Origin of the sequence: Celeribacter ethanolicus (genome assembly GCF_001550095.1) — a bacterium.
Taxonomy (GTDB): Bacteria; Pseudomonadota; Alphaproteobacteria; order Rhodobacterales; family Rhodobacteraceae; genus Celeribacter; species Celeribacter ethanolicus.
Genome location: NZ_LRUC01000006.1, coordinates 202,053 through 227,686 on the forward strand (window position 1 = coordinate 202,053; position 25,634 = coordinate 227,686).

The 25,634-nt window shown below is 61.1% G+C and carries 19 protein-coding genes; 12 read left to right on the forward strand and 7 right to left on the reverse strand.

The window, feature by feature from the left end:
• Window positions 1–27 precede the first annotated feature (27 nt).
• Window positions 28–2,811: a methyl-accepting chemotaxis protein gene (locus NH195_RS02865; protein ID WP_066702771.1), complete on the reverse strand. Its 2,784-nt coding sequence runs from the start codon at window positions 2,809–2,811 to the stop codon at window positions 28–30.
• A 510-nt stretch (window positions 2,812–3,321) separates the two neighbouring features.
• Here NH195_RS02865 and urtA point away from each other — a divergent pair.
• From urtA to NH195_RS02925, 12 genes are all read left to right on the forward strand, one after another.
• A complete protein-coding gene (gene urtA / locus NH195_RS02870; RefSeq protein WP_066702998.1) occupies window positions 3,322–4,617 on the forward strand; it encodes an urea ABC transporter substrate-binding protein in 1,296 nt (431 codons plus the stop codon).
• A gap of 64 nt (window positions 4,618–4,681) precedes the next feature.
• Window positions 4,682–6,634: an urea ABC transporter permease subunit UrtB gene (gene urtB, locus NH195_RS02875; RefSeq protein ID WP_066702774.1), complete on the forward strand. Its 1,953-nt coding sequence runs from the start codon at window positions 4,682–4,684 to the stop codon at window positions 6,632–6,634.
• 15 nt (window positions 6,635–6,649) lie between these two features.
• A complete protein-coding gene (gene urtC / locus NH195_RS02880) occupies window positions 6,650–7,876 on the forward strand; it encodes an urea ABC transporter permease subunit UrtC (RefSeq protein WP_066702777.1) in 1,227 nt (408 codons plus the stop codon).
• Complete coding sequence (urtD, locus tag NH195_RS02885) at window positions 7,873–8,622, forward strand: urea ABC transporter ATP-binding protein UrtD (protein ID WP_066702779.1); 750 nt, start codon at window positions 7,873–7,875, stop codon at window positions 8,620–8,622. The genes urtC and urtD overlap by 4 nt, the downstream gene beginning before the upstream one ends.
• A 12-nt stretch (window positions 8,623–8,634) precedes the next feature.
• Entirely contained in the window at window positions 8,635–9,333 is a 699-nt protein-coding gene (gene urtE, locus NH195_RS02890) for an urea ABC transporter ATP-binding subunit UrtE (protein ID WP_066702782.1), read from the forward strand.
• A 149-nt stretch (window positions 9,334–9,482) separates the two neighbouring features.
• Complete coding sequence (locus tag NH195_RS02895) at window positions 9,483–10,577, forward strand: LacI family DNA-binding transcriptional regulator (protein WP_066702792.1); 1,095 nt, start codon at window positions 9,483–9,485, stop codon at window positions 10,575–10,577.
• 25 nt (window positions 10,578–10,602) lie between these two features.
• Window positions 10,603–11,952 (forward strand): ABC transporter substrate-binding protein, encoded by a 1,350-nt coding sequence (locus tag NH195_RS02900; protein ID WP_066702794.1) that lies wholly within the window; start codon window positions 10,603–10,605, stop codon window positions 11,950–11,952.
• Between the two features lie 66 nt (window positions 11,953–12,018).
• Window positions 12,019–13,266, forward strand: coding sequence for a carbohydrate ABC transporter permease (locus NH195_RS02905; protein ID WP_066702796.1), 1,248 nt, complete (start codon window positions 12,019–12,021; stop codon window positions 13,264–13,266).
• Between the two features lie 85 nt (window positions 13,267–13,351).
• A complete protein-coding gene (locus NH195_RS02910) occupies window positions 13,352–14,563 on the forward strand; it encodes a carbohydrate ABC transporter permease (RefSeq protein WP_066702798.1) in 1,212 nt (403 codons plus the stop codon).
• The gene (locus tag NH195_RS02915) at window positions 14,560–15,852 is read left to right on the forward strand and encodes an MGH1-like glycoside hydrolase domain-containing protein (RefSeq protein ID WP_066702800.1); all 1,293 of its coding nucleotides are present in this window, start codon (window positions 14,560–14,562) and stop codon (window positions 15,850–15,852) included. The genes NH195_RS02910 and NH195_RS02915 overlap by 4 nt, the downstream gene beginning before the upstream one ends.
• Window positions 15,853–15,855: 3 nt before the next feature.
• Window positions 15,856–16,866, forward strand: a complete 1,011-nt coding sequence (locus NH195_RS02920; RefSeq protein ID WP_066702802.1) for an ABC transporter ATP-binding protein — start codon at window positions 15,856–15,858, stop codon at window positions 16,864–16,866.
• 63 nt (window positions 16,867–16,929) lie between these two features.
• Window positions 16,930–17,748, forward strand: a complete 819-nt coding sequence (locus NH195_RS02925; protein ID WP_066702803.1) for a sugar phosphate isomerase/epimerase family protein — start codon at window positions 16,930–16,932, stop codon at window positions 17,746–17,748.
• A gap of 30 nt (window positions 17,749–17,778) precedes the next feature.
• Here the strand turns inward: NH195_RS02925 and NH195_RS02930 are convergent, their stop codons facing one another.
• From NH195_RS02930 to NH195_RS02955, 6 genes are all read right to left on the reverse strand, one after another.
• A complete protein-coding gene (locus tag NH195_RS02930) occupies window positions 17,779–18,996 on the reverse strand; it encodes an OpgC family protein (RefSeq protein WP_066702804.1) in 1,218 nt (405 codons plus the stop codon).
• Window positions 18,983–20,779, reverse strand: coding sequence for a glucans biosynthesis glucosyltransferase MdoH (gene mdoH, locus NH195_RS02935; protein ID WP_066702806.1), 1,797 nt, complete (start codon window positions 20,777–20,779; stop codon window positions 18,983–18,985). The genes NH195_RS02930 and mdoH overlap by 14 nt, the downstream gene beginning before the upstream one ends.
• Before the next feature lie 13 nt (window positions 20,780–20,792).
• Window positions 20,793–20,975 (reverse strand): hypothetical protein, encoded by a 183-nt coding sequence (locus NH195_RS02940; protein ID WP_155846059.1) that lies wholly within the window; start codon window positions 20,973–20,975, stop codon window positions 20,793–20,795.
• A gap of 2 nt (window positions 20,976–20,977) precedes the next feature.
• Window positions 20,978–22,597 carry an OpgD/OpgG family glucan biosynthesis protein gene (locus NH195_RS02945; RefSeq protein ID WP_066702810.1) on the reverse strand — a complete coding sequence of 540 codons (1,620 nt, stop codon included), beginning with the start codon at window positions 22,595–22,597 and terminating at the stop codon, window positions 20,978–20,980.
• Window positions 22,598–23,047: 450 nt separating this feature from the next.
• Window positions 23,048–24,064, reverse strand: a complete 1,017-nt coding sequence (locus NH195_RS02950) for an ABC transporter permease (RefSeq protein WP_066702812.1) — start codon at window positions 24,062–24,064, stop codon at window positions 23,048–23,050.
• Window positions 24,061–25,563, reverse strand: a complete 1,503-nt coding sequence (locus NH195_RS02955; RefSeq protein WP_066702814.1) for a sugar ABC transporter ATP-binding protein — start codon at window positions 25,561–25,563, stop codon at window positions 24,061–24,063. Before NH195_RS02955 ends, NH195_RS02950 begins: the two co-directional genes overlap by 4 nt.
• Between the last annotated feature and the right edge of the window lie 71 nt (window positions 25,564–25,634).

A 25,634-nucleotide genomic window follows, 5' to 3' on the forward strand; every position in this document is an offset into this window, starting at 1 on the left:
AGGCCCGGCATGACGCCCCTGATCGCCTCAGGACGCCTTGCTCAGAGTGTGGCGGTCGCCTTCGGTTTCAGACTGGGCAACGCTGTCGTTCAGCACGAATTTCGAGACGATCTGGGTGAGCATCGTGGCTTCTTGTGTCAGCGAAAGACTGGCAGCCGTGGTTTGTTCGAACATCGCGACGTTTTGTTGGGTGGTTTGGTCCAGATTACTCACTGCGGCGTTGATCTCGGAGATGCCTGCGGATTGTTCTTCTGCGGATGTGGCGATTTCCGACATATGCTGGGAGATGGCGCTGACATCTTCGACGATGGAGCGCAACGCGTCGCCGGTCTGATCGACCAGTGAGACGCCGCGACCGACCTGTTGCCCGGAGACGGAGATCAGGGTGTTGATTTCGCGGGCGGCTTCGGAGGAGCGTTGCGCAAGTGCACGGACTTCGGAGGCGACGACGGCAAAGCCGCGCCCGGCCTCGCCTGCACGGGCCGCTTCGACGCCGGCGTTCAGGGCAAGAAGGTTGGTCTGGAACGCGATGTCGTCGATGACGGAGATGATCCTGGAGATTTTATCCGAGGATTCGGAGATGGCGTCCATGGCGGAGATCGCTTCCTGTACGACCTTGCTCGCCGATTGCGCGTTGGATTTCGACCCTGTCACGGTCCGGTTGGCCAGAGCCGCGCCATCGGCAGCGGATTTGACGGACGCAGTCAGTTGGGTCAGCGCGGCGGCGGTCTCTCCCAACATCGAGGCGGCACGCTCGGTGCGGTGCGAGAGATCCTTGGCGGCATTGGAAATTTCGCCTGAATTGTCGTGGATCGTACGGGCGGTGCCGGACAGGCGCCCAATCACGGAGCGCAAGGACAGGACGGCGGCATTGTAGTCCTGTCGCAATTGTTCGTAGCTTTCGGGGAAGGCTTCGTCGAGGGTGAGGCGGACGTCGCCCTGTGACAGCCTGCGCAGGCCTTCGGCCAGTGCGCCGACGACATGGGGCTGTTCGGCATGACGAGCCTGACGCTCGGCGGCGGTTTTGGCCTCGATCGCCTGACGTTCCGCCTCGTTGCGCGCATCGCGTGCGTGGTCACGTTCGGCCTGTTCCTGTTGACGCGCGCGTTCGGCGGCCTCGCGGTCGTGGGTTTCTTTCTCCGCCTGTGCTTTGGCCTGATCTTCGCGCAGTTGACGTGCGTGGGCTTCCGTTTCCATGCGCTCCTTCCCGACGAGGTTGTTACGGAAGACGGAGAGCGCAGCAAACAGACGGGCGATTTCACCGTAGCGACCGCCAACACGGCGTATGTCCGACATATCGCCGATGGCAAGACGCACGGTGCGGGCGGTGACGGCGGTGAGCGGGCGCATGATGAACATGTAGGTCAGGATCGGCGCGATCAGTACGATCACAACGGCAATGACAGCGATCCCGTTCATGGTCTTCTGTGCATGTTCCGCCGTGGTCGTCAGGGTCTGGCTGGCGGTTGCGATGCCGAAGAGCGAGGCGTCCGAAATCGTGATCACCGCGTCGGAAATGCGCAGCAAACCCGAAGCAACATCCGCACTCGCGGTCAATCCGGCTCTGCGCGCTTCAAGCACCTCTGTGCGGGCGTGCAGCAGGCGGGTTTGCGGATCTGTTTCCCGTAAAACGGAGGCGACCAGCCCCTTGAAGTCCTCGGGCAGGGTTACGCTGCGGGCGCGCAATTCGGGGGTGAGCTTGTCGATTTCCGCCTGAAGGCCGAGCACGGCGCCGGTCTCGATGGAGGCCGCCCCCTGCATCGCCTTGATCAGGACGGTCTTTGCCGTGCTGTCGAGACGCGCCAGATCGGTGATGTTGCGCACATCCTTGTCGAGCAGGGTGCGGAGAACGACCTCATTCTTGCTGAGCGCGTCGGCGCTTTCCATGTCCAGGGTGAAGAGCACGTGATCCACAAGCTTGCTCGACAGGGTGTTCAACTCATTCTGTGCCTGATGCAGGAGGCGCGCGCGGATTTTCATGTCTGTAGGCGAGAGGTCGAGAAACCCGGATGGAAAAGTCAGCGCCTCGCGCAGTTCCGGCACCTTTCCCTGCACTGTATCATTGGCTGTCATATCCTTGAGCAAGGCCTCGATGCGCTCATGGGCGGCACGGGTTTGGTCCAGAACCTCGGTGCGGATACCGAAATCATTGGTTTCCAGGAGTGTCTGGATCAGCCCGACGGAGAGGTTCAGCTCGGCCTTGAACATCAGGGCCAGTTTCAGGGCCTCGACATCGCGTTGCAGCAATTGGCTCAGGTTGCGGTTCGTGGCGGAGGAGGCGTCGTTCCCGGCCAGTAGCAGGGCGAAGGACGCCTGGCTGATCTGTTTCTGCAACATTTCACCGAGTGCGCGCGAATCTGCGTTGAGCTGGCTCTGGGCCTTCAGGTTCCGCGCCTGGGCTTCGAGTTCGCGACGACGGGCGTCGTTGAGCGTGGCGATGTCGGCGTGCAGCGCCTGCATGTCCTCGTCGAGGCCCGGATAGGCGGTGTGATCGACCTGCCGGAGCCTCTGATTGAGCGTCGTGGCGGCGTTTTCGAGATCGGCGATGGCCCCCTCGATCTCATTCTGGGCGGTTGTGCCGGACAGCGTGCCGATGCCGGTCTTGAGGTCGGACACGGCGTTGGAGATGCCGGCGGCGATCTGAAGCGGTGGGAGCGAGTCGCTGACCAGGCGATCCGTCTCGTCCCGGATCGTGGAAATCAGGGAGCCGGAGACCAGAATGGCGGCCAGTGTCGTGCCGACAAGCGCGAAGAGTATGCCGAGGATCTTGGCCGCGACCGATCCCAGAAGATTGCCGATCCAGTTTTTCATACGAAGCCCTGCCTGAGCCATTTTGGAAGATGTGAGGAAGGTGGCAGCAAGCTCCTAATATTCGGTTTAGATGTGCGTGAAAGGCGGAGGGGACCGCCTCCTGGACGGCTCCTGCCGGAAAGTATGGAATCATTCTGCCCTGTCCGGGCGATCACGCTTTTGAAATCTGCGCAGCAAAGCGACAAGAATGGCGGTATCTGTGCAAAAAGCAGGCATATTGAAGTGCCCTCCCTTATTGTCGCCTGTGCGGTTGTATACAGTCTTGTGTGCGTGTTTTGCCCGGACACACTCTGGAACGCGTCCCATGCCCACGATCATAAAAACCGTTTCTACGGGGATACGGGGGCAGGGCGTGCGCAGAAGGCCGACTTGCCGGCTGGTCCTTTGCGCGAAGAGGAAACCATCCGACGCTGCACAGGAGGTCGTTGGCGTTTTTCATTTAAGTCCAAGCATATGGATATGAGCGCTGTGCGCGATGCCTTGGGTCTTGCAGCATCCAACAAGGGGAACATGGACGTGAAAATTCAATTCAAGAGCACTCTGGCTTCGGCACTTTTCGCCAGCACAGCGCTGGCCACCAGCGCCTTTGCCGCCGACTGTCCGATCAAGGTCGGTGTGCTGCACTCGCTCTCGGGGACGATGGCGATTTCGGAGACGACTCTTAAGGACACCATGCTGATGCTGGTAGACGAACAGAACAAAAAAGGAGGCCTTCTGGGCTGTGATCTGGAGGCGGTTGTCGTCGATCCGGCGTCTGACTGGCCGCTCTTTGCCGAGAAGGCGCGCGAGCTTCTGACCGTGCACAATGTCGACGTGATTTTCGGCAACTGGACCTCGGTGTCGCGCAAATCCGTGCTGCCGGTGATCGAGGAACTCAACGGTCTGCTGTTCTACCCGGTGCAGTATGAGGGCGAGGAAAGCTCGAAAAACGTGTTCTACACGGGGGCGGCGCCGAACCAGCAGGCGATTCCGGCCACGGATTATTTCCTTGATGAGCTGGGCGTAGAAAAGTTCGCTCTGCTTGGCACCGACTACGTCTACCCGCGCACCACGAACAACATTCTCGAGTCCTACCTGAAAGCCAAGGGCATCGCGGAAGAGGATATCTTCGTCAACTACACGCCCTTCGGTCATTCCGACTGGTCCAAGATCGTCGCGGATGTCGTGGCGCTTGGCGCGGATGGCAAGAAGGTCGGTGTGATCTCGACGATCAACGGCGACGCCAACATCGGGTTCTACAAGGAGCTTGCCGCCGCGGGTATTTCCGCCGATGACATTCCTGTCGTGGCCTTCTCCGTGGGTGAAGAAGAACTGTCCGGTCTCGACACCACCAACCTCGTCGGGCACCTCGCGGCATGGAACTATTTCATGTCCGCCGATACGCCGGAAAACGCCGCCTTCATCGACCAGTGGCATGCCTTCATCGGTGACGATGCGCGCGTGACCAACGACCCGATGGAAGCGCATTACATCGGCTTCAACATGTGGGTGAACGCGGTGACCGAAGCGGGCACCACCGATGTCGACTCCGTGCGTGAGCACATGTGGGGTCAGGAATTCCCGAACCTCACGGGCGGCACCGCCGTGATGGGGGTGAACCATCACCTCTCCAAACCGGTGCTGATCGGCGAAATTCTGGCCGACGGTCAGTTCGACATCATCTCGGAAACCGATCCGGTTCCGGGCGATGCATGGACCGATTACCTGCCGGAATCCGCCGTGCTGAAATCCGATTGGAAGGACCTCGGTTGCGGCATGTACAACACCGAGACCGAGACCTGTGTGCAGATCAAATCCAACTATTGATCCGAGCTGACAAGGGAGGGGCGGTGTGCCGCCCTTCCATCTCCTCCCAGTTGGAAAGTTTTTCATGATCCGCCGCCTTATCGCTGCGTGTCTGATCTTGCTCACCTGTGCGCTCGCGGCACAGGCACAGGAGAGGACCATTCAGGACGTGCTTCAGGAGCACCGCGCCGAGATTGAAAAATCTTCGCGCAAGACCATCGGCCCCGCTATCGACGCCATCGCCAATTCCGGCCTGTCTGCCGCGCAGACCGTGCTTGAGACTTGGCAGAACAAGGGTATGTGGCAGCGCAAGGCTGACGGGCTGTTTTTCTACGCGGCGCCAGGCGCGGGCGGAACCTACACGCTGTTCGATTTCGACAGCGGTGCCGAGGTGGGGGCGGTCGACAAGGGCGATCTCGATCAGCTCAAACCGAACTCCGGCATTCGCGCCATGATCGGTGCTGCTTTGGTACAGTTTCAGCTCAACGATCCCAATCCGGCGCGTCGTCGCGATGCGCTTTTGGCGATTCAGCGCGATGGGGAAGAGAGCCATCTTGCCCCGCTCCGCGCCTCCATCGAAGGCGAGACCGATCCGGCGATCAAAGCGCTGAAAGAGACCACCGAACGGCTTTTGACCATTCGTTTCGACCCGGATGAAGCGAGCCGCGTTGCGGCGATTGAAGGCTTTCGTGGTGCGCTGTCGCTGGATGCCCGAGCGGCGCTCAATCCGCTTGTCACCACAAAGATCGTTTATGCAGAGGGTCTGCCGGACGGGGCCAATATCAAACGGGCTCTGAAACCCGGCAAAGACATTCCGGTCTCTGATGCATTTGCGCTGATGGTCGCAGCCGGGGCCGCGACGCCGCCGCCGAGTGTGGCCGAGCGCAAAGCGGCGCTTGAGGCCCATATCGTCGATGGCAAGGTCGGTGGCAGGCCTGTGGCGGACCTCAACACTCAAGAGTCTCGCGACAGCGCCTATGCGGCACTGGCCGAGGCGGGGCAGGCTCCGGCCTATGATGTGAATTTTTCCGAGGAAACTGTCGTCAAGGGCGCGCCGTTTGCGGAGGTCTATGACGAACCGTCCAAAGCCGTGACCGATGCGGCGGAGGCGACGCTCGGGTCGATCAACCGGGCCGTCGGGTTCAATCAATTCCTCGATCTCTCGCTCGATGGCTTGTCTCTGGCCTCGATCTATTTCCTTGCGGCCATCGGTTTGGCGATCACATTCGGGGTCATGGGCGTGATCAACATGGCCCATGGCGAGTTCATCATGATGGGCGCCTATACCGGCTATGTCGTGCAACAGATCGTGCCGGATTATACCGTGTCGATCATTCTCGCGATCCCGCTGGCCTTCGCCGTCACCTTTGCCGCCGGTGTGGCGATGGAGCGGCTGATCATCCGCTGGCTGTATAACCGGCCTCTTGAGACCCTTCTCGCGACCTTCGGCGTGTCCATCGCGCTTCAGCAGCTCGCCAAGAACATCTTTGGCACGCAGGCGCGTCCGCTGACCTCGCCCGGCTGGCTCGATGGGGCGCTGACCTTCAACGATGTGGTGTCGATCTCTTATATCCGCATCGCGATTTTCGTTCTGGCGCTGATCTTCCTTGGCGTGTTCCTCTTCATCATGAAGAAAACGCGTCTGGGTCTCGAAACCCGCGCCGTGACGCAGAACCCGCGCATGGCGGCCTCCATGGGGATCAACCCGGACAAGGTGAACATGCTGACCTTCGGTCTCGGCTCCGGCATCGCCGGGATCGCGGGGGTGGCCATCGGGCTCTATGCGAAAGTCACCTCCGAGCTTGGCTCCGATTATATCGTCCAAAGCTTCATGACCGTGGTCGTCGGCGGTGTCGGCAACATTTGGGGCACGCTCTTGGGTGCCGGTCTGATCGGTTTCCTGCAAAAGGGGATCGAATGGTTCAACCCGTCCAATACGCTGGCGGCGCAGACCTACATGATCATCTTCATCATCATTTTCATCCAGTTCCGGCCCAAGGGCATCATCGCCCTCAAGGGGCGTGCGGCTGGGGATTAAGGGAGGGATTGAGCCATGGATATGTTTAAGAAAAACCCCTCCCTGCCGGTCTTTGTCGCCGTTCTGGTGATTTTTACACTCGCCGTGACTTTCATGTCGGAAGCTTACGGTGCGGGGGGGATTTCCACGTCGTTCGTCAAGACCTTGGGCAAGACCTTGTGCCTTGCTCTGGTGGCCATCGCGATGGATTTGGTCTGGGGCTACACCGGCATTCTGTCTCTCGGCCACTTCGCCTTTTTCGGGCTGGGCGGCTATATGATCGGCATGTGGCTGATGTATGCGCGGACCAAGCTGATCGTGCTCGACAGTTTCGCCAATGCGCCCCTGCCGCCGACTGCGTCTGAGATTTCGGACGCCATCGGGACGCAGATTTTTGGCGTGGTCGGCTCAAGCGATTTCCCTCTGGTCTGGTATTTCGCCCATAGTTTCTGGGCGCAGATCGCCTTGGTCGTTCTTGTGCCCGGCATCCTCGCCCTGGTCTTCGGCTGGCTCGCCTTCCGCTCGCGGGTGACCGGCGTCTACCTGTCGATCCTGACCCAGGCAATGACCCTCGCGCTCTCGCTTTACCTCTTTCAAAATGACAGCGGCTTGCGCGGCAACAACGGGCTTTCGGGCCTGCAAAACCTCCCCGGCGCGGACGGGGTATCGCAGGACTATATCTCGATCTGGTTCTTCTGGGCCTCAGCCCTCGCACTTTTGCTCACTTATCTGGTCGCGGCCTTCATCGTCTCCGGCAAATTCGGCTCCGTCATTCGCGGCATCCGCGACGACGAGGCGCGGGTGCGGTTCCTTGGCTATTCTGTCGAAGGGTTCAAACTCTTCGTCTTTACCCTCACCGCCGTGATCGCCGCCATCGGGGGCGCGCTCTATTACCCACAGGCCGGGATCATCAACCCGGCAGAAATCGCCCCCATCGCCTCCATCTACCTCGCCGTTTGGGTCGCCATCGGCGGGCGCGGGCGCATCTATGGCGCGGTCATCGGCGCGGCCTTTGTCTCGCTCGTCTCCACCTATTTCACCGGCGGTCAGGCCCCCGATGTGAACCTCGGATTCTACACGATCAAATGGGTCGATTGGTGGCTGGTGCTTCTGGGCTTGTCTTTTGTCCTCGTGACGCTCTTTGCCCCCAAGGGCATCGGTGGCTTGTTCGATCTGATCTCCGGCCGCATGTCGCCCAACCGTCATGGCGTCCCCCTCGGGCCCGACAAAGGCAGTTTGCGTGAAGAGGAGGCGGAGAAATGAGCGGCGCTGGCACACTTCTTGAGGTCTCCGGGATTTCGGTCACCTTCGACGGCTTCCGGGCGATCAACAACCTGTCGTTCAACATCGGCCATGCCGAGCTGCGCGCCATCATCGGGCCGAACGGGGCGGGCAAGACGACCTTCATGGACATCGTGACCGGCAAGACCAAGCCCGATGAGGGCAAGGTGTTGTGGGGAGACATGTCGCGCAACCTGATCGGCATGAACGAGGCGAAAATCGCGCGGGCGGGCATCGGGCGAAAGTTTCAACGCCCGACGGTGTTCGAGGATCAGAGCGTGTTCGAAAACCTGCTGATGGCGGTCAAAAACGACCGCAATCCGCTCAAGGTTCTGTTCTTTCGTCCGAAGTTCAAGGATTTCGCGAAGGTCGAGGAACTTGCCGCCGAGATCGGTCTCTCCGATCAGTTGGAACGCAGATCCGGCGAGCTGTCGCATGGGCAGAAGCAATGGCTGGAGATCGGCATGCTTCTGGCGCAGGATCCGAAGCTTTTGCTGGTCGATGAACCGGCGGCGGGGATGACGCTTGGTGAGCGGGAACACACCACCGATATTTTGAAAGAGGCGGCAAAAACCCGTGCTGTGGTGGTCGTAGAGCACGACATGGACTTCGTCCGGCGGCTCGATTGTAAGGTGACCGTGCTGCATGAGGGATCGGTTTTGGCCGAAGGCTCGCTCGATCACGTGACGAAAAATCAGGACGTGATTGACGTCTATTTGGGGCGCTGAGGAGGGAATAGCATGCTCGAAGTCAAAAACCTCTCGCTCCATTACGGCGGTTCGCAAATTCTCTATGACGTCGATCTGTCGGCGCAGGCGGGCAAGGTCACTTGTGTGATGGGCACCAACGGGGTGGGCAAAACCTCCCTCATGAAAGCGATTTCCGGCACGCATCCGCGCTCCGGCGGTTCTATGAGGCTCGACGGCGAAGACGTCGGCAAATCCCCGGCGCATGAGCTGGCGCATAAGGGCGTTGCGAGCGTTCCGCAGGGGCGAATGATCTTTCCGCTTCTGACGGTGAAGGAAAATCTGGAGAGCGGATTTACCTGTCTGCCGAAATCCGAACATTTCATCCCGGATGAGATTTTCGAACTGTTCCCGATCCTCAAGGAGTTCATGCATCGTCGTGGCGGCGACCTTTCGGGTGGGCAGCAACAGCAACTCGCCATCGCCCGTGCCCTGATCATCAAGCCAAAGCTGCTGCTCCTGGATGAGCCGACCGAGGGCATTCAGCCCAATATCATTCAACAAATCGGTCGGGTGATTGCGCTTCTGCGCGAGCGTGGCGATATGGCGATCGTGTTGGTCGAGCAGTATTTCGAATTCGCCTACGACCTCGCCGATCAGCTCGTTTTCATGGAGCGCGGGCGGGTCACATCCACCCACGAGAAATCCGAAATTTCCAAGGAGGACGCGGCCAAGGTTTTCCGTATCGCCTGATTGTCTACCCTCTCAGATCGTTCCGAAATGCTGCGCAGCATGTTGATCATCTGCGCAATCGGACTATTTGATAAAAAGCATTGCCGAAACCGGTTTCGGAGACGCAATGTTGCCGGGAGGAGGCGAATCAAGTGCGGTCAAACGGAACCATGGACCGTCGTGCGCGCGACACAGCGCGGGTGACGATATCGGATTTGTCCCGGGCCCTGAGCCTGACCAAAGGCACTGTTTCGCGCGCGCTCAATGGTTATCCCGACATTTCGGAGGCCACCCGCAACCGGGTCATTCGCGCAGCGCAAGCTATGGGCTATCGTCCGCTCAGCCAGGCCCAGGCGATCAAGACCGGGCGGAGTTGTTCGCTTGGCTTGGTGGTCGAACTGTCGCAATACGATGCCCACCGCCCCTTCCTCGCCGAATTTCTGGCCGGTCTGACACAGGCCGCCTCTGCCGAAGGCTGGACCCTCACCATCGCCACCTCTGAAAGCGAAACGGACACGATCCGCATCATGCGCGATCTGGTGCGCGACCGCAAAGCCGACGGGTTCATCCTTCAGAGGGTGCTTTGGGAGGACCCTCGCATCGCCTATCTCGAACGCGAAAACGTGCCCTTTATATGCTATGGGCGGCCCAAAAATCGTGAAAAAGTGTCTTATTTCGATGTTGTGAGCGAGGCCGCCATGGCCGATGCGATCACTTGGCTGGCCCGTCTCGGGCATGTGCGTATCGGCTATATCGGGTCCGCGCCGGACTATGCCTATTCTCACGCCCGCCGGGATGGCTACCGCGCCGGGCTCGCCGCCGAGGGGCTGACCTATGACGCCAGGCTGGTGGTCGAGGGCGCGCTGTCTCCCGATCATGCGGCCCAAGCGACGCGGCAGCTTTTGGCGCTTGAGACTCCGCCGACGGCGATCCTCTGTGCAACGGATACACTCGCGCGTGGGGTCTATGAGGTGGCGAACACGCTTGGCCTCAAAATCGGGTCGGAACTTTCCGTCGTCGGCTATGACGGCGCCCCCGAAGGGCAGGCCATGTGGCCGCGTCTCGCGACCTTTGCCGTCGACAACCGGCAAGCGGGCGCGCGGCTTGGCGCAATGTTCATTGCCCGGATGCAGGACCCGGAGGCTCCCGCAACCCAAGGCGTGATCCGGGCCACATTTACACCGGGCGGTTCCACGGGACGGCCCACGCTGACGTCAGATCAACTGGCGCGGCATCTGGCCAATCTGGCCGCTGTGACTGCGTAATTTCCATCAACTCAGGGAGAGAGAGATGATTTTCAAAAAACTGACCCTTCTGACGAGTGCCGCCACGGTGCTTGCGCTGTCGAGCATGGCGGCAGGGGCCGAGAACCTGCGCTTCTGGACCACGGAAGAACAACCGGATCGTCTGGCCAAGCAGGAGGCGATGGCAGAGGCATTCGAAGCCAAGACCGGCAATACGGTCGAAGTGATCCCGGTCACGGAATCCGAGCTTGGCACGCGGGCGACCGCCGCATTTGCCGCCGGTGATCTGCCGGATGTGATCTATCACTCGCTGCAATATGCGCTGCCCTGGGCCGAAGCCGGCATCCTCGATATGGACGCCGCGACCGATGTGATCGAAGCGCTCGGCGCCGACACGTTCGCCCCCGGCGCGCTCGCCATGGCCGCGATGGATGACGGTTACGCCTCCGTTCCCGCCAATGGCTGGACCCAGATGATCGTCTATCGCAAAGACCTCTTCGATGCTGCGGGTCTTGCGGCGCCGACCTCCTATGCCGCCGTCGAAGCCGCCATCGAAAAGCTGCACAACCCGCCGGAAATGTACGGCTTTGTGGCCGCCACGAAAGTGGACGAGGCCTTCATGTCGCAGGTGCTCGAACATGTGTTCCTCGCCAATGGTGTGAGCCCGGTTGATGCCGATGGCTTTGCCCCGCTCGATGAAGCGAAGACCATCGAAGTTCTTGAGTTCTACAAGAAAATCGCCAATGCCTCGCCTCCGGGCGATCTCTATTGGGATCAGGCGCGGACGCTCTATTTCTCCGGCAATACCGCGATGGTCTTCTGGTCGCCCTTCATCCTCGATGAGCTTGCGGGCCTCCGCGACAGCGCCCCGCCCACGATCAACGACGATCCGACCTCGACGGAACTCGCGTCGAAAACCGGCATCGTGACGAACTTCTCCGGTCCGTCGAACCCGGATGGCGCGGCCTATGCCAATATCAACTATTTCGGCATCACCACAGATGCCTCGACCGATGCGGCCGAGGAATTCGTCGAGTTCTCGATGGATGAGGGCTATCTCGAAACCCTGTCCATCGCACCCGAAGGCATGTTCCCGACCCGTCGCGGCACCGAGGAAGCCCCGACCTATTTCATCACCGAATGGGCGAAATTGCCGGTGGGTGTCGATCGCAAAGCGCCGCTCGGCGATCTCTATGCGCAGGATATGATCGACGAAATCGTCGGCGGTCTCGATGTGGCGCAGCGTTGGGGTGTTAAGGAAGGTCAGCTCGGTCTGGCGTCCAAGATGAACAACTCGCAGGTGATCAACCGGATCGTGCGTCAGTTCATCGACGGCGATATCGACGCGAAAACCGCCGTTGCGGATCTGAATGCCGAGTTGAGCGCGATCGAGTAACGCCGCTCTCTTGCGGGGCGGCCCGATCCGCCCCGCCATTTTGCTTTCAAAGACAGGGAGTTCCCCATGTCGGACATCGGACCGCCGCGCGGCACCGGGCCCTTGGCCCGTACCGAAGCGCGGCTTGCCTGGGGGCTTTTGACCCCGACCATTCTCGCGGTTTCTCTTGTGGTGATCCTGCCGCTTCTGGCGGTGTTCTGGATTTCCGTCAAACCGGTCTCGCTTGCCGATCTGCGCGCGCCGGAGACGGTTGTGCGCGAGGATTTGCGCGGACGCCCCGCGGCGGCGGGCGACGAAGCGACGCTGCGCTACCGGCTTCGAAATTCCTCACCGACCTCGGAAATCACCGGCGTGACGCTCACTGACACCTGGCCGGAGGGGCTGAGGCTCGCGGGCGATCTCGATCCGCGCTGTGAAATTGCCGAGGGTGAACTGTTGTGTGATCTGGGCGACTGGGAAGGCGGGTATCGCGAGACGCTCAACATTCCCGTCGTGACCGAACAGGCGTGGTTCGATGCGGGTGCTGATGTCGAGGACACACCGGCCGAGGTCGATGGTAAAGCCTCATTCGTGCTCACCAATGGCGAGTTCACGCTGGAGAATTTCGTGTCGGTCTTTGATGGGGGCGAGTTCTGGTCCGTGCTTGGAGTGACCTTGTTTTACACCATCTTTGGCACCCTGGGCGCGATGATCATGGGACTTTTCGCCTCCATGTTGCTCAATCATTCCTTCAAAGGGCAGGGCATCTTGCGCGGGCTCTACCTGTTCCCCTATGTGGCCCCGGTGATCGCCGTGGCCTTTGCGTGGATTTTGCTGTTCGATCCGTTCTCCGGTTCCGCCAATGCGCTTTTGGTGCAGATGGGGGTGACGGATCAGGCGATCAACTTCTTTGGCGAGCGGCCCCTAGCGCTGATCATGGTGACGCTCTTTGAGATCTGGCGCTATTTCCCGCTGTCGTTCCTCTTCATCCTTGCGCGGATGCAGTCGATTCCGACGGATATGTACGAGGCCGCCGATATGGACGGGGCTTCGCCGTTCCAGCAATTCTGGTATCTCAGCCTGCCGCAGCTTCTGGGCATCCTCTCGGTGCTGTTCCTGTTGCGCTTCATCTGGACCTTCAACAAGTTCGACGACATTTTCCTTTTGACCGGCGGCAACGCGGGCACGCGGGTGTTGACGGTGAACGTCTATGAACAGGCCTTTGCGGTGTCGAATATCGGCGCGGGGGCGGCGGTGGCCGTGGTGATCTTTGCCTGTCTGCTGTTGTTCTCCGTGTTCTTCTTCAAATTCATGTCGAAGGAGGAGGGGCTATGATTGGTGTGCAGCTTTTGGGGGCTTTGCCCCCCGCGCCTTTGGCGCTCCCCCCAGGATATTTTCAGACAAAAGAAGGGAGGCCATCATGAAATACCTTCGTTTCGGATATGTGACCGGCCCGCTTCTTGGCGTGCTCTGGACTTTTGTCGTGGCAGTAACGGTCGCGGTGGCGATGAGTTTTGCCACGGGTGAGGCCTTTCGTCCGTCGATCATCGGCGCGCTGATGTTCGGCATTCCCACCGGATTAGCGCTTGTCTGGCGCGGCAAGGTTGTGATCGCTTCCGCAGTCCTGACCGTGGTGTATTTCGTCGCCCTTTCGCTGGGCGTTGGGCCTGTCCTGACCGGTAATGTGTCGCTGATCGCGCGCGTCGTGGCGGCGCTTTTCCTTGGGATCGGGATCGGCTGGCCGCTCGTGGTCTATCTCAGGGACCTGACCATGGGCACGCTGACGCGGCATGAGTTCGAAGATGCGGTAATCAAGGCGCTCAAGGGCTTCGGCTATGTGTTCTTCACGGCCATCGTGGTCATTCCCTTCTACGTCATGGTAATGACCAGTCTGAAAAATCAGGCCGAGCTGATGCAGAACCCGCTCGATTTCTCGATTGATCTGTCGAAAGGCTGGGGGCTGTTCCGGTCCTATGTCGAGCTGATGACGGAGTTCAATTTCGGCACTTACATGTGGACCTCGTTCTACATCTCCGTGCTGACCGTGCTGATCACGCTCCTCTTCGCGATCCCTGGCGCCTATGCCGTGGCGCGGCTCAGATTCCGGGGGCAGGCGACGTTTTCGCGTTCGATCCTGCTGATCTATATGGTGCCGATGATCGTTTTGGCGCTGCCGATCTACATCGCGTTTTCGATGATGGGGCTGCGCAATTCCGTAGCGGGGATCGTGATGATCTATCCGGTGACGACCATCCCCGTGGCGCTCTATATGCTGCAAGGCTATTTCCGTGGTCTGCCCGCAGAGATCGAGGAAGCTGGGTTGATGGATGGGCTCTCCCGGCTTCAGGTGATCTGGAAAATCACCCTGCCTTTGTCGCTTCCGGCGCTGGCGTCCGTGTCGCTTTACGTCTTCATGATCGCGTGGAACGAGTTCCTTTTGGCCTTCATGCTCTTGGACGATCCGTCGAAATTTACCCTGACGCGGGGGATTGCCTCGCTCAACTCGTCGGAAATTCCGCGACAACACCTCATGGCCGGATCGGTGATTGCCACCGTGCCGATCATGGCGCTGTTCCTTGGGCTGGAGAAATTCATGACCAAGGGGCTGACGGCAGGGAGTGTGAAGGGATGACAGTTCTAAACCCACTCGACCAGGCCGCCCGAGACGTGCTCTTGGGCAATGATCGCGGCGGCTATACCATCCCGACGGTGCGGCTTTATCCGTTCCAGTGGAACTGGGACAGCATGTTCTCCGCCTGGGGCTATTCCACCTTTGACATCGCGCGGGCGTGGGCCGAGGTGGAGCTTTTGTTCGCGAGCCAATGGGCAACCGGCATGGTGCCCCATATGGTGTTCCACGAGGTCGATCCGGAGTACTTCCCCGGTCCCGAGGTTTGGGGGGCGGATCAGTCCCCGCCCACTTCCGGTATCTCGCAGCCGCCCGTGGCTGCGACGCTCATTCGCAAGATCTACGAGGCCGATCCCGAAACGGGCCTGCCGCATCTCCAATCGCTCTATCCCAAGCTCGTTGCATGGCATGACTGGTGGATGAGGGAACGGTGCCAGGACGGGCCGGTGGCCATTGTGCATCCGTGGGAATCCGGGCGCGACAATTGCCCGGACTGGGACATCGGCATGGCGCATGTGCCGGTCGATGACAGCGATCCGTTCATCCGAAAAGCGCGGGAGAACAAGCGGCGCGATCTTGGTCTCTTGAATGCCGATCAGCGCCCCGTCGCCTCGGACTATGACCGCTATCTTGCGATCCTCGCGTTTGGGCGGTCGGTGAACTGGGACGACGCGCAGATGATCGAGAATGGGCCGTTCCTGATGGCCGATCCGGGGATTACATTCGTGCTTCTGCGTGCCTTCGCCGATCTGATCGAGCTGGGACGCGTTCTGGGCGAAGACACCTCCGGTCTTGTGGCGCAGGAGGCCAGGCTGCGTGACGGGGCGGATAAGCTCTGGAACCCGGAGACGGGCTGGTTCGATGCTTATGATCTGCGGAGCGGGGCTTTCGCGGGTGTGCTCGGATCGGGTGCGTTTCTTGCCTATCTCGCGGGCGTCTCCCGCCCGGCGCTCGATGCGCATTTTGCGCGAAGTTGGGACAAGGTCGCCTACGGTATCCCCTCGGCGGACCCGGAGAGCGAGAGGTTCGAACGCCGCCGCTATTGGCGCGGGCCGGTCTGGCCGGTGGTCAATTCGCTGATCGCCATGGGGCTCAAGGATATGGGCCGCAAAGAGGCCGAAGCGCGTCTGCGCGACGAGACCGCCCGGTTGATCGAGGGCGGTGGGTTCTGGGAATATTACGATCCGATGGATGGCGCGCCCTGTGGCGGGCCGTCCTTTGGCTGGACGGCTGCCGTCTGGCTGACTTGGTGCGGTGTGAACCGTACCCCGCTTGCGGCAGGGAAGGAGTAAAACATGTCTAGCATTGAGTTACAGGCCGTCGAAAAATGGTTCGGCGATGTGCAGGTGATCAAGGGCGTCGATCTCAAGATCGACGAGGGCGAATTCATCATTTTCGTCGGCCCCTCGGGCTGTGGGAAATCGACTCTCCTCAGGATGATTGCCGGGCTCGAAGAGACCTCGCGCGGCAAGATTTTCGTCGGAGAGCGTGACGCCACCGCCGAGCCGCCGTCGAAACGCGGTCTCGCCATGGTGTTCCAGTCCTATGCGCTCTATCCGCATATGTCGGTGCGTGACAACGTAGGCTTTGCGCTTAAGGCCGCAGGCGAGCCGAAGGATGTCATCGCCAAGAAAGTCGATGAGGCGGCGCATGTGCTGAAGCTCACCGATTATCTTGATCGGCGCCCCAAAGACCTTTCCGGCGGGCAGCGTCAGCGGGTGGCCATCGGGCGTTCCATCGTGCGCGATCCGACGGCGTTCCTGTTCGATGAGCCGCTGTCGAACCTTGATGCGGCGCTTCGGGTCGAGATGCGCTATGAGTTGGCGAAGCTGCACCGTTCGCTTCAGAGCACGATGATCTACGTGACCCACGATCAGGTGGAGGCAATGACGCTTGCCGACCGGATTGTTGTTCTGGAAGCGGGTAAGATCGCTCAGGTCGGCTCTCCCAAGGAGCTTTATGAACGTCCCGGCAACCTCTTCGTGGCACAGTTCATCGGCTCGCCCAAGATGAACGTCATTCCCGCCGCCGCAATGGGGCTTGGCGAGAAGGGCAAGGATCTTGGCATTCGCCCTGAACACATCACCATCGTGCCCGCCGGGCAGGGCGATCTCGACGGTGTGGTCGATGTGGTCGAATACCTTGGGGCCGACACCTACATCATCGTCGATGCCGAAAACGGGGCCGGGCAGATGACCGTTCGCGATCTTGGAGACGCGCCGCATCAGCCGGGCGAAAAGGTCGGGCTGAAATTCGGCGAAGGGCGCACGCATCTGTTCGACGAGAAAGGTTTGGCGATCCGCTGAGCTGTCATCCTTTCGTGACGGTCGGTTCCTAAAAAGGGGCTGACCTGAACGAAGGAGAAACACATGACCCTGCCTGTGATCGGTGCTGCCCTGAATGTCGAGCACTTGCCGGGTTTCCGGGATTGGCTGTTCGAGAAAGACCGCGATCTGGAGATCCAGAGTTTTATCTGGCCGGAGATGCTGATCAAGGGCGACTGGCACGATCTCGTGGCGGAGGCCAGGAGACATCTCGATGGCTACAAGGGGCGGCTGGGTATCCACGGCCCGTTCTGGGGGCTGTCGTTCACCAATCCCGATCCGGACATTCGGGCGGTGGTCAGGACGCGTATGATGCAGGGGCTTGAGATCGCCGAAGCGCTTGGTGCGCGGTTCATGGTGATCCATTCGCCCTATACGACCTGGGACTGGCACAATCTCGACATGCATCCTGGCGCGCGTCAGCGGGGCATTGCGATGGCGCAGGAGCTGCTTGTCGACGTGGTGAAACGCGCCGAGAATATTGGCCTGACCCTGATGCTGGAGAATATCGAAGACATCGAACCGGAGGATCGCAAGCTCCTTGCACAGAGTTTCGATTCAGAGGCGATCCGGCTGTCCGTCGATACCGGTCATGCCCATTATGCGCATGGCGCCACCGGCGCGCGTCCGGTCGATCACTTCATCCGTTCGGCGGGCGATATGCTGGGCCATGTCCATCTTCAGGACGCCGACGGGTTCGCGGACCGGCACTGGCCGATCGGCGAGGGGACGATCCGGTGGCACGAGGTGTTTCGCGCGCTGGCGGAGCAGGCGACGGAGCCGCGTCTGATCCTCGAGCTGCGCGATCCGGTTGGGATCGAGCGGTCGATGGACTGGCTGAGCCGAGAAGGTCTCGGCCAGTGACAATCCTGTGACGATCCAGCGATCATATCGTCATTCGGCGGGCATGGTCCTGGCGGTGAAGGCGGCGGGGTGTGTCGTGGCGCTCTGTTGTTTCGCGCTTTTCTGAATGTCGCCGAGCCAGGCCACCACGATCAGGATCAGCGCGCCCAGAGGCATGAGCACCCAACCGAGCCACTGCGAGTCTGCATAATAGCCCATGATCACATGGTTGAAGAGCGCAAGGATCGTGCCGGTCGCAAAGACAAGAAGGCCCTGACGGCCCAGAAGCCGCAGAAAAGACAGGGCTTTCGCCCCGGTCAGCCGCGTCACCCAGGGCAGGCAGGACAGCACATAGGCCAATGCCAGCGCATGGGTCATGCGCGGCAGGGCGAGGAAGGTCTTGTCATGCGACACCATGTTGAACGGCAGGCCGGCCTTGCCCAGAACTGCCATCTGATGGTTCATGAACGGCCCGAACCCCGGCACATAACGCCATGCCAGCACGACGGCGAGCCACCCGGTCGCGAGCCAGAACAGCCAGGGTGTCTTGGCCACGAAACGCTGGCCTCGGCGCAGGAAGATGCCGGTCAGAAGGCCTACGACAAAGATGAATTGCCACGCCACAGGGTTGAAGAACCAGCCGCCCGGATTGGGGTAATTCGGCAGATTGAGCCGCCAGATGCCGGCGGCCAGCCAGAGCGCGGCAGAGAGGCCCAAAAGCAACATCGGTCGCCAAAGCCCCAGAAGGATCATCAGGGGGCCGCAAAAGAGCAGCACCGAATAGGCGGGCAGGATGTTCACATAGCCGAGCTGATGGCCGAGCAGGGGGATGCCGATCATCGCCTCGGCGGTGTTGCCAAACACCTGCCGCAGGTTGATCTTGGTCAGCAATTCGTCGACGCCGAACCATGTGGCGCCCGCGGCAAAGATCGCGATGGCCAGCGAGGTCAGCAGGATCTGCACCAGATAGAGCGTCCAGGAGCGTTTCCACATGGGCGCGACGGCCTGCCACAGGCCTTTCTCATGGCGCGCCTGAAACCGGCCGGTGTAGGCAAGTCCGGCGGCAACGCCGGACATGATGAAGAAGGCCTCCGCCGCATCGGAGAAACCGATGTTGCGCACGGTGAGATATTCGTAGGGGTTTTCCGGTGAGTGATCGACGAAGATCATCAGGAGCGCCAGGCCGCGAAAGGCGTCGATCCGGGGATCGCGTGGGCGTTTGGCGGGTTGCGCGAGTTCGTCGGGCACCGCGATGTCATGCCGGGACATGTGTCACCTCCGGGGTCACGGTTTCAGCGTGCGGGTCGGCCTGCCAGCGACCAACAATCTCGCGATAGCTGCGGATCACCGGGGCGGGGCGGCGTTCCTCGGGCACGAGAAACAGTCTGTGGGTGAGTGGGCGCGAGGTCCACGCGATCAGGAACGGCGCAGCCAGCATCGGCAGGCATACGGGCTGGAGCCACAGTGTCAGATCGGGCGCCACACGGGCGACGAGGGCCAGAGCCGCGCCGCCGGTGAGCATGATCCAGAGACCCGCGCGGAAGCCTTCGGCCAGCGTCAGGGCGCCTTCACCGCGCTGGTTGGCGGGCCAACCGCCATCGCGACCAGAGAGCACCTGCATTACCGCCTTGGTCTGGTACATCAGCATCAGAGGGGCGATCAGCGACGAGAGGAGGATTTCGGCAATGACGGAAAATCCGGCGCGCACGGAACCACCGAACCGCGCGGTGCGGCGTGTGCCGGAGGCCTCGTAGAGGATCGCGAATTTCGGCAGGATCAGAAGACCCATGATGCCGACGATCAGCGCGGTGATTTCCTTGGTCCGGTCATCGGGGAAGACCGGGAAGAGCATATGCGGTTCCGGGAAATAGTTCGGCACCGGGGCAAGGATCGTCGCGACCACGGAGGTGATCAGGAAGGCGGCCCAGAGCACGGAGACGAGATAGGCGAAGATGCCCTGCAGGAACACGAAGCGCGACCATGCCGCCAGACCCGGAGCGAGCAGAAGGCGGGAATGCTGCAGGTTGCCCTGACACCAGCGGCGGTCGCGCTTGGCATAGGACAGGATGTTCTCCGGCCCCTCCTCGAAGGAGCCGCCGATGCTGTGATCGACCTGAACGCGCCATCCGGCACGGGCCAGAAGTGCGGCTTCGACATAGTCGTGACTCAGGATATGCCCGCCAAAGGGCGGCGGCCCGGCCAGTTCCGGCAGGGCACAGCTCTCGGCAAAGGCTTTGAGGCGCACCATGGCGTTGTGGCCCCAGAACGGGCCGGTGTTGCCCTGAAGACGTTCGAGACCCCGGGTGAAGATCGGGCTGTGAAAGCTTGCCGCGAATTGCATGGCGCGGCCAAAGAACGACCGCGCGCCAATGATCTTCGGCAGGGTCTGGAGAAGCCCGAGCTGCGGATCGGCCTGCATCCTGGCGGCCATCTCGCGCACGGCGCGGCCCTCCATCAGGCTGTCGGCATCGAGGATCAGCGCAAAATCATAGGCGCCGCCGGAGCGACGGATGAAATCTTCGATATTGCCCGCCTTGCGGCCCCGGTTGTCGCTGCGACGACGATAGAAAATCCGGCCCTCGCCTTGGGTCTCCGCGATCAGGCGCAGGTAGGTCTGGCGTTCCAGAAGCGCGGCCTCTTCATTGCGGGTATCGGATAGAATCGCGATGTCGGCGGCGAGACCCTCGGCGCGGATCGAATGATCCATCGCGGCGATGCGGGCAAAGGTCGTCACCGGGTCTTCGTTGCAGATCGGCACCAAAACCACGAGGCGCGGAGCGGGGGATTGCAGCTCCGGTGTCGGGCGGCGTTTGAGCACGCGCGGCGCGAGACCGACGAAGGACAGGGTCGCGCCCCAGGCCAGCCAGGCGGTGGTGACGAAAATCAGAAGACCGCGTACCACGTCCCAGACATCGACGCCGTCCTGAATCGCGGCGTCGGCCAGAAGCGTGGAGGCGGTGAGCGCGGCCAGAAGTGCGAAACTCAGGGCCAGAAAGCGCAAAAGCCTGGTCCGCGGGTCGGCGGCCAGTGCCTTGCGAGGGGAAGACGACATTGTTGTGACCCCCTCAGACGGGCTTTCCGGGCAGGATCAGGCGCAACAGGCGTGGCCATTCTGCGCGCACGCGGTCGTGTTCGAGCACCTGCTGCGGCATGTCGAGCGGCGCTTCGGGGGGCATCCAGTCTTGGGACGCGTCCAGAAGAGCGTTGGTGTCCGTCGCGAATTCGGTGTTGTTCGGAGTGTGAGTCACAATCATTCCCTCACCCATTGGTAAAGCCATGTTTCCGTCAGTGTCTGGTCATAACCCGTCAGGGTGGCTTTGAGTTCCGCCACATTTCCGGGATCGGCCTTGGCCTCGATCACCAGACGCCAGATATCGGTGTCGCTGACCTTGCTGACAATCGCCTGTTTGATTTCGCCGCGCCCGATGCTGACCTGCGGGACAAGCTCGGCATCGGCGGGCAGCGATGACAGGATGCCGCCTTCGAAGTCGATCACGAATTTGCGGGTATCACTCTTTTGCTCGACACCCGCCACACCGCCTTCGCCGACGCGGGTGCGCAGGATACGGGCGCGGTCCACGCTGCGGTCGCCCTCGGGCGCCATGCCCCAGTGCAAACGGTAAGCATATTCGAGCGCGGCCCCCTTTTCCATCTTGCCCTCGGGTACCCAGAAGGCGACGATATTGTCATTGCCTTCGAGTTTCGAGGGGATCTCCACCAGACGCACGGTGCCCTTGCCCCAGTCACCGATCGGCTCGACCATCAAGGACGGTCGGCGTTCGTAATGCGCCTGCGCGTCGAGGTAATCGTCGAAATCGCGGCTGCGCTGCACGAGGCCGAAGGACAGCGGGTTTTCCGCACCGAGATAGGAACTCGCCAGACGCGGCGGGTTGTTCAGGGCTCGCAGGAAAGTCTCGCCGCCCCGCGTGTTGAGCACGAGATATTCGCTGTCATGCACCGAGGCGCGGAAATCGTCGAAGCCGCGCGGGTCGGCACCGCCGAAAAGATACATCGAGGTCAGCGGCGCGATGCCGATCTGGTCGGTTTTCTCGCGCAGGAACAGCCGGGCAGTGACCTCCATCTCGGTGGTCGTGCCCGGCGTGATGACAAAGCGGTAAGCGCCGGTCACGGATTTGCTGTCGAGCGCGGCATAGACCGTGATCGTATTGGCCCCCGGCACCGGGCGTTCGAGCCAGAAATCGGTGAAACGCGGAAATTCCTCGCCGCCCTGCATCGCGGTGTTGACCGCCAGACCGCGCGCCGAAAGACCATAAACATTGCCGCGGCCCAGAGCGCGGAAATAGCTCGCGCCAAGGAAGGCGATCAGCTCGTCGAAAATATCGGCACGGTTGAGCGGGTTGTGCAGACGGAACCCGGCCACTCCCGGCATCGGCGTATCTTCGGGGATCTGTTCGCTGACATTGCCGCCATATTCGAAATCGTGCGTGTTGAAGGCCATCGGCTGGGCGCGACCGTCGACGATCTCGTAGATATGCACCGGTTCCTTGAACAGCCAGCCGAGGTGGAAGGCGTGCAGGCGGAATTCCTGCCCTTCGTCCTGCCAGCGGGCATGATCGGGGCGGAAGCGGATGCGTTGGTAGGCGTCGTAATCGAGACCGGCCAGAGCGCCTTCGATCTTCTCAGCGTCATGCCAGTTTTCGCCAGCGGCTTTGCGCATCTCTTCGGTCAGCACGTCGAAGCTGAAGGGCGGCAATTCGGGCGTTTCGGCGACCGGAGCGGGGGGCGTGTCGACCGGCTGGACCTCGGGCTGAACCTCGGGCGTTGCGTCTTGAGCGCGCAGCGCATGAGGCATCACCGCAGACAGGGCAACAGAGCCCGCAAGCGTCGCGAGGAAGCGGCGGCGGCGCATTTCGTCAGGGGTCTTCTCGGTTGCGGCGGTGGAACCGGCAGGGATCGTCAAACTGGCACTCCGTAAAATCATGGTCAGGGCAGTAGATAGGGCGTGGATTTTGCTCTGCAGCAGAAAATGCCAATCTGCGGGTGTCTCTGGCGGAAAGCTGCTCAAAGCGGGCGGAATTCCTCCTATTCTCAACGCCTTTTGACCTTTTTTATCCATCGCGCAAGTGGGATTCTTCGCGCGGGGGCGGATTCCCCATAGAGTCAGCGGGAAGTGATTTCGCACTTGCAGCATAACTGTTCGCAAAAGTGTTACACTTTTGGTGCAGGGAGATTCCAGTGTGAAAAATGCACACAACTCCCCGTTGCCGGTCCCGTCCGTGTCGCGACTCACCCCGCGGTGGGGGGCGGGCATGACAAAGGGGGCCGCGATGCAGCCCCCTTGCCGTTCATATGGATGTCCTCAGCGGCCCTGCATGATCATCCGATACCGCATCTGGTCGAAGATCACCGCGAGGATCAACAGTCCGCCCAGAAGCACCATCTGCATGTATGAACTGATCTTGGCGAGGTTCATGCCGTTTTGCACCATAACGATGAAGAAGGCGCCCAGAACCACGTTCTGCACCCGCCCGATGCCGCCCCGAAGCGACACGCCGGCGATGACGCAGGCGGAGATTGATTCGAGCGCCATGGTGCCGCCGAGGTTCGCCTCGCCGCTTTCGACCCGCGCGGTCAAAAGCACGCCCGCAAGCGCTGCGATCAGCGAACAGATCACATAGGCCAGCACGAGGGTTTTCCGGGTGTCGATCGCCGAAAGATGTGCCGCCTTGATATTGCCGCCGACCGCATAGAGCCGCGTGCCCAAGGGGGTGCGCGCCATCACCAGCCACATGACCGCGATGCAGATCAGTGCAATGAACACGGGGACCGGGACGCCGAACCATTTGCCAAAGCCGAACGTGTCGCCAAAGGCGAAAGGCAGGCCGGAGATCGGGATGCCGCCGGTCATGAACAGCGCAAGCCCCGCGCCGACGGAGGAGACGCCCAGCGTCATGATGAAGGGGGAGACCTCGAAATAGGCAACGCCCACGCCGTTGATCAGCCCGACGATCAGCGCCACGATGCCGCCCGCCGCGATGCCGATGGCGATGATCAAGAAGACGGAGTCGAACACGCCCGCCGCCCATGTCATCGAGAGCGCAGAGACGACGGAGGTCAGCGCAATCGCCGTCCCGACGGAGAGATCGAATCCGCCCGAGACCAGCACCAGCATCTGCCCCAGAGAGACCAGCACCAGATAGACGGACTGGCGTGCGACGTTGACGAGATTTTGCCCGGTCAGGAATTTGTCGGACAGGAAGGAGAACACCACAAGCGCGATGCCCAGAAAGAACGGCAAAACGCCCACGCGGATGAACAGGGTTTTGATCGGATTGGCGCGCGGTGTGACCTGCGCCGGTGCGGTTGCATCGCTCATTGGACGGGCTCGCTTTCGGTGAAGAAATATTTCAGGACGGTGTCTTCGCTGGCCTCTGCGCGCGGCAGCTCTGCCGAGACCTGGCCATTGGCGAAGACAAGAATGCGGTGGGACAGGTTGATCGCTTCGGGCAGGTCGGAGGAGATCACGACCACGGCTTTTCCGGCTTCGGCCAGGGCCTTGATTTTCAGGTAAAGGGCGGCGCGGGTGCCCATATCGACGCCCACGGTGGGTTCGTCGAAAATATAGACATCGGCCTCCTGACCAAAGGCTTTGCCGAACAGAACCTTTTGCTGATTGCCGCCCGAGAGTTGCGACACGCGGCGAGCGCGATAGGCGTCGGGCAGCTCGACCCGCGTGGCGATCCCGGCTACCGTGTCGCGAACTTTGCGCCAGTCGATCCAACCGCGTTTGACGGGCGCGCCGGAGGTCACGACATTGAGCGCAAGGTTTTCGTCGGAGGTCTTGGCGAGGTCCAAGCCTTCGTGTTTGCGGTCGGGAGAAAGGTAATAAAGGCCAGAGCGAATGATCTCGCGGGTTGGTCGCCCGGTGATGTCTTGGCTTTTGAGCGCAACCGTGCCGGAGCGCCGGGGACCAAGCCCCATCATCGCGCGGAAAAATCGGGATTTGCCACAGCCCACAAGCCCCGCAACGCCCAGAACTTCGCCCCGCCGTAGCGTTAGCGAGGAGGGTGCGACACCGGAAGTTGCGAGGTTTTGCACTTCAAGCACCACCTCGCCCGGCTCGGTCGCAATCGTTGGGTAAATCTCGGCAATCGCGCGTCCGGTCATCATCTCGACCAGCGCCGCCTCATCGGTGCCCGCCATCTCGACCGTGCCGATCTTGGCCCCGTCGCGCAGCACGGTGATGCGGTCGGCGATGCGTTTGAATTCCTGCATCCGGTGCGAGATGTAGATGATGCCGACACCCTTGGCCTTTTGCCTCTCGATGAAATGGAACAGGTGATCCACTTCGCGATCCGTGAGCGAGGCGGTCGGCTCATCGAGGATCAGAACCTTTGGCTCGCCGTGAAACGCTTTGGAGATTTCCAACATTTGTTGTTGTGCACGCGACAGCGATGAGACCTGTGCGGTGGGGGAGATTGGAAAACCGAGCGTGTCGAAAATTTCCTGCGCGCGGCGGCGCATCTCGGCGTGGTCGATGAGCAACCCGGTGCGGGGTTCTTGTCCGAGAAACATGTTCTCGGCGACCGTCAGCGTCGGGATCAGAGAGAATTCCTGGAACACGGTGAAAACACCATGCGCCTTGGCGCGGGCCACAGAGTCGAAAGCGACCTCGCGGTTCTCAAGGTAAATCTTGCCCTCGGAGGGCGTGTTGGCGCCCGCGAGCATAGAGATCAGCGTGGACTTGCCCGCGCCGTTCTCGCCAAAGAGGACGTGGACCTCGCCCGCCATCAGGTCGAAATCGACACCGTCCAAAGCGCGCACGCCGGGGTAAGTCTTGGTCAGGTTGTGCGTGGTTAAAAGCGGAAGAGTCATGGGGCCTCCTGACGGGTGAGGCAGCAGGGGATCTGCCTCACCCGAAGTGGTCTTCACATTAAGTCGAGGAT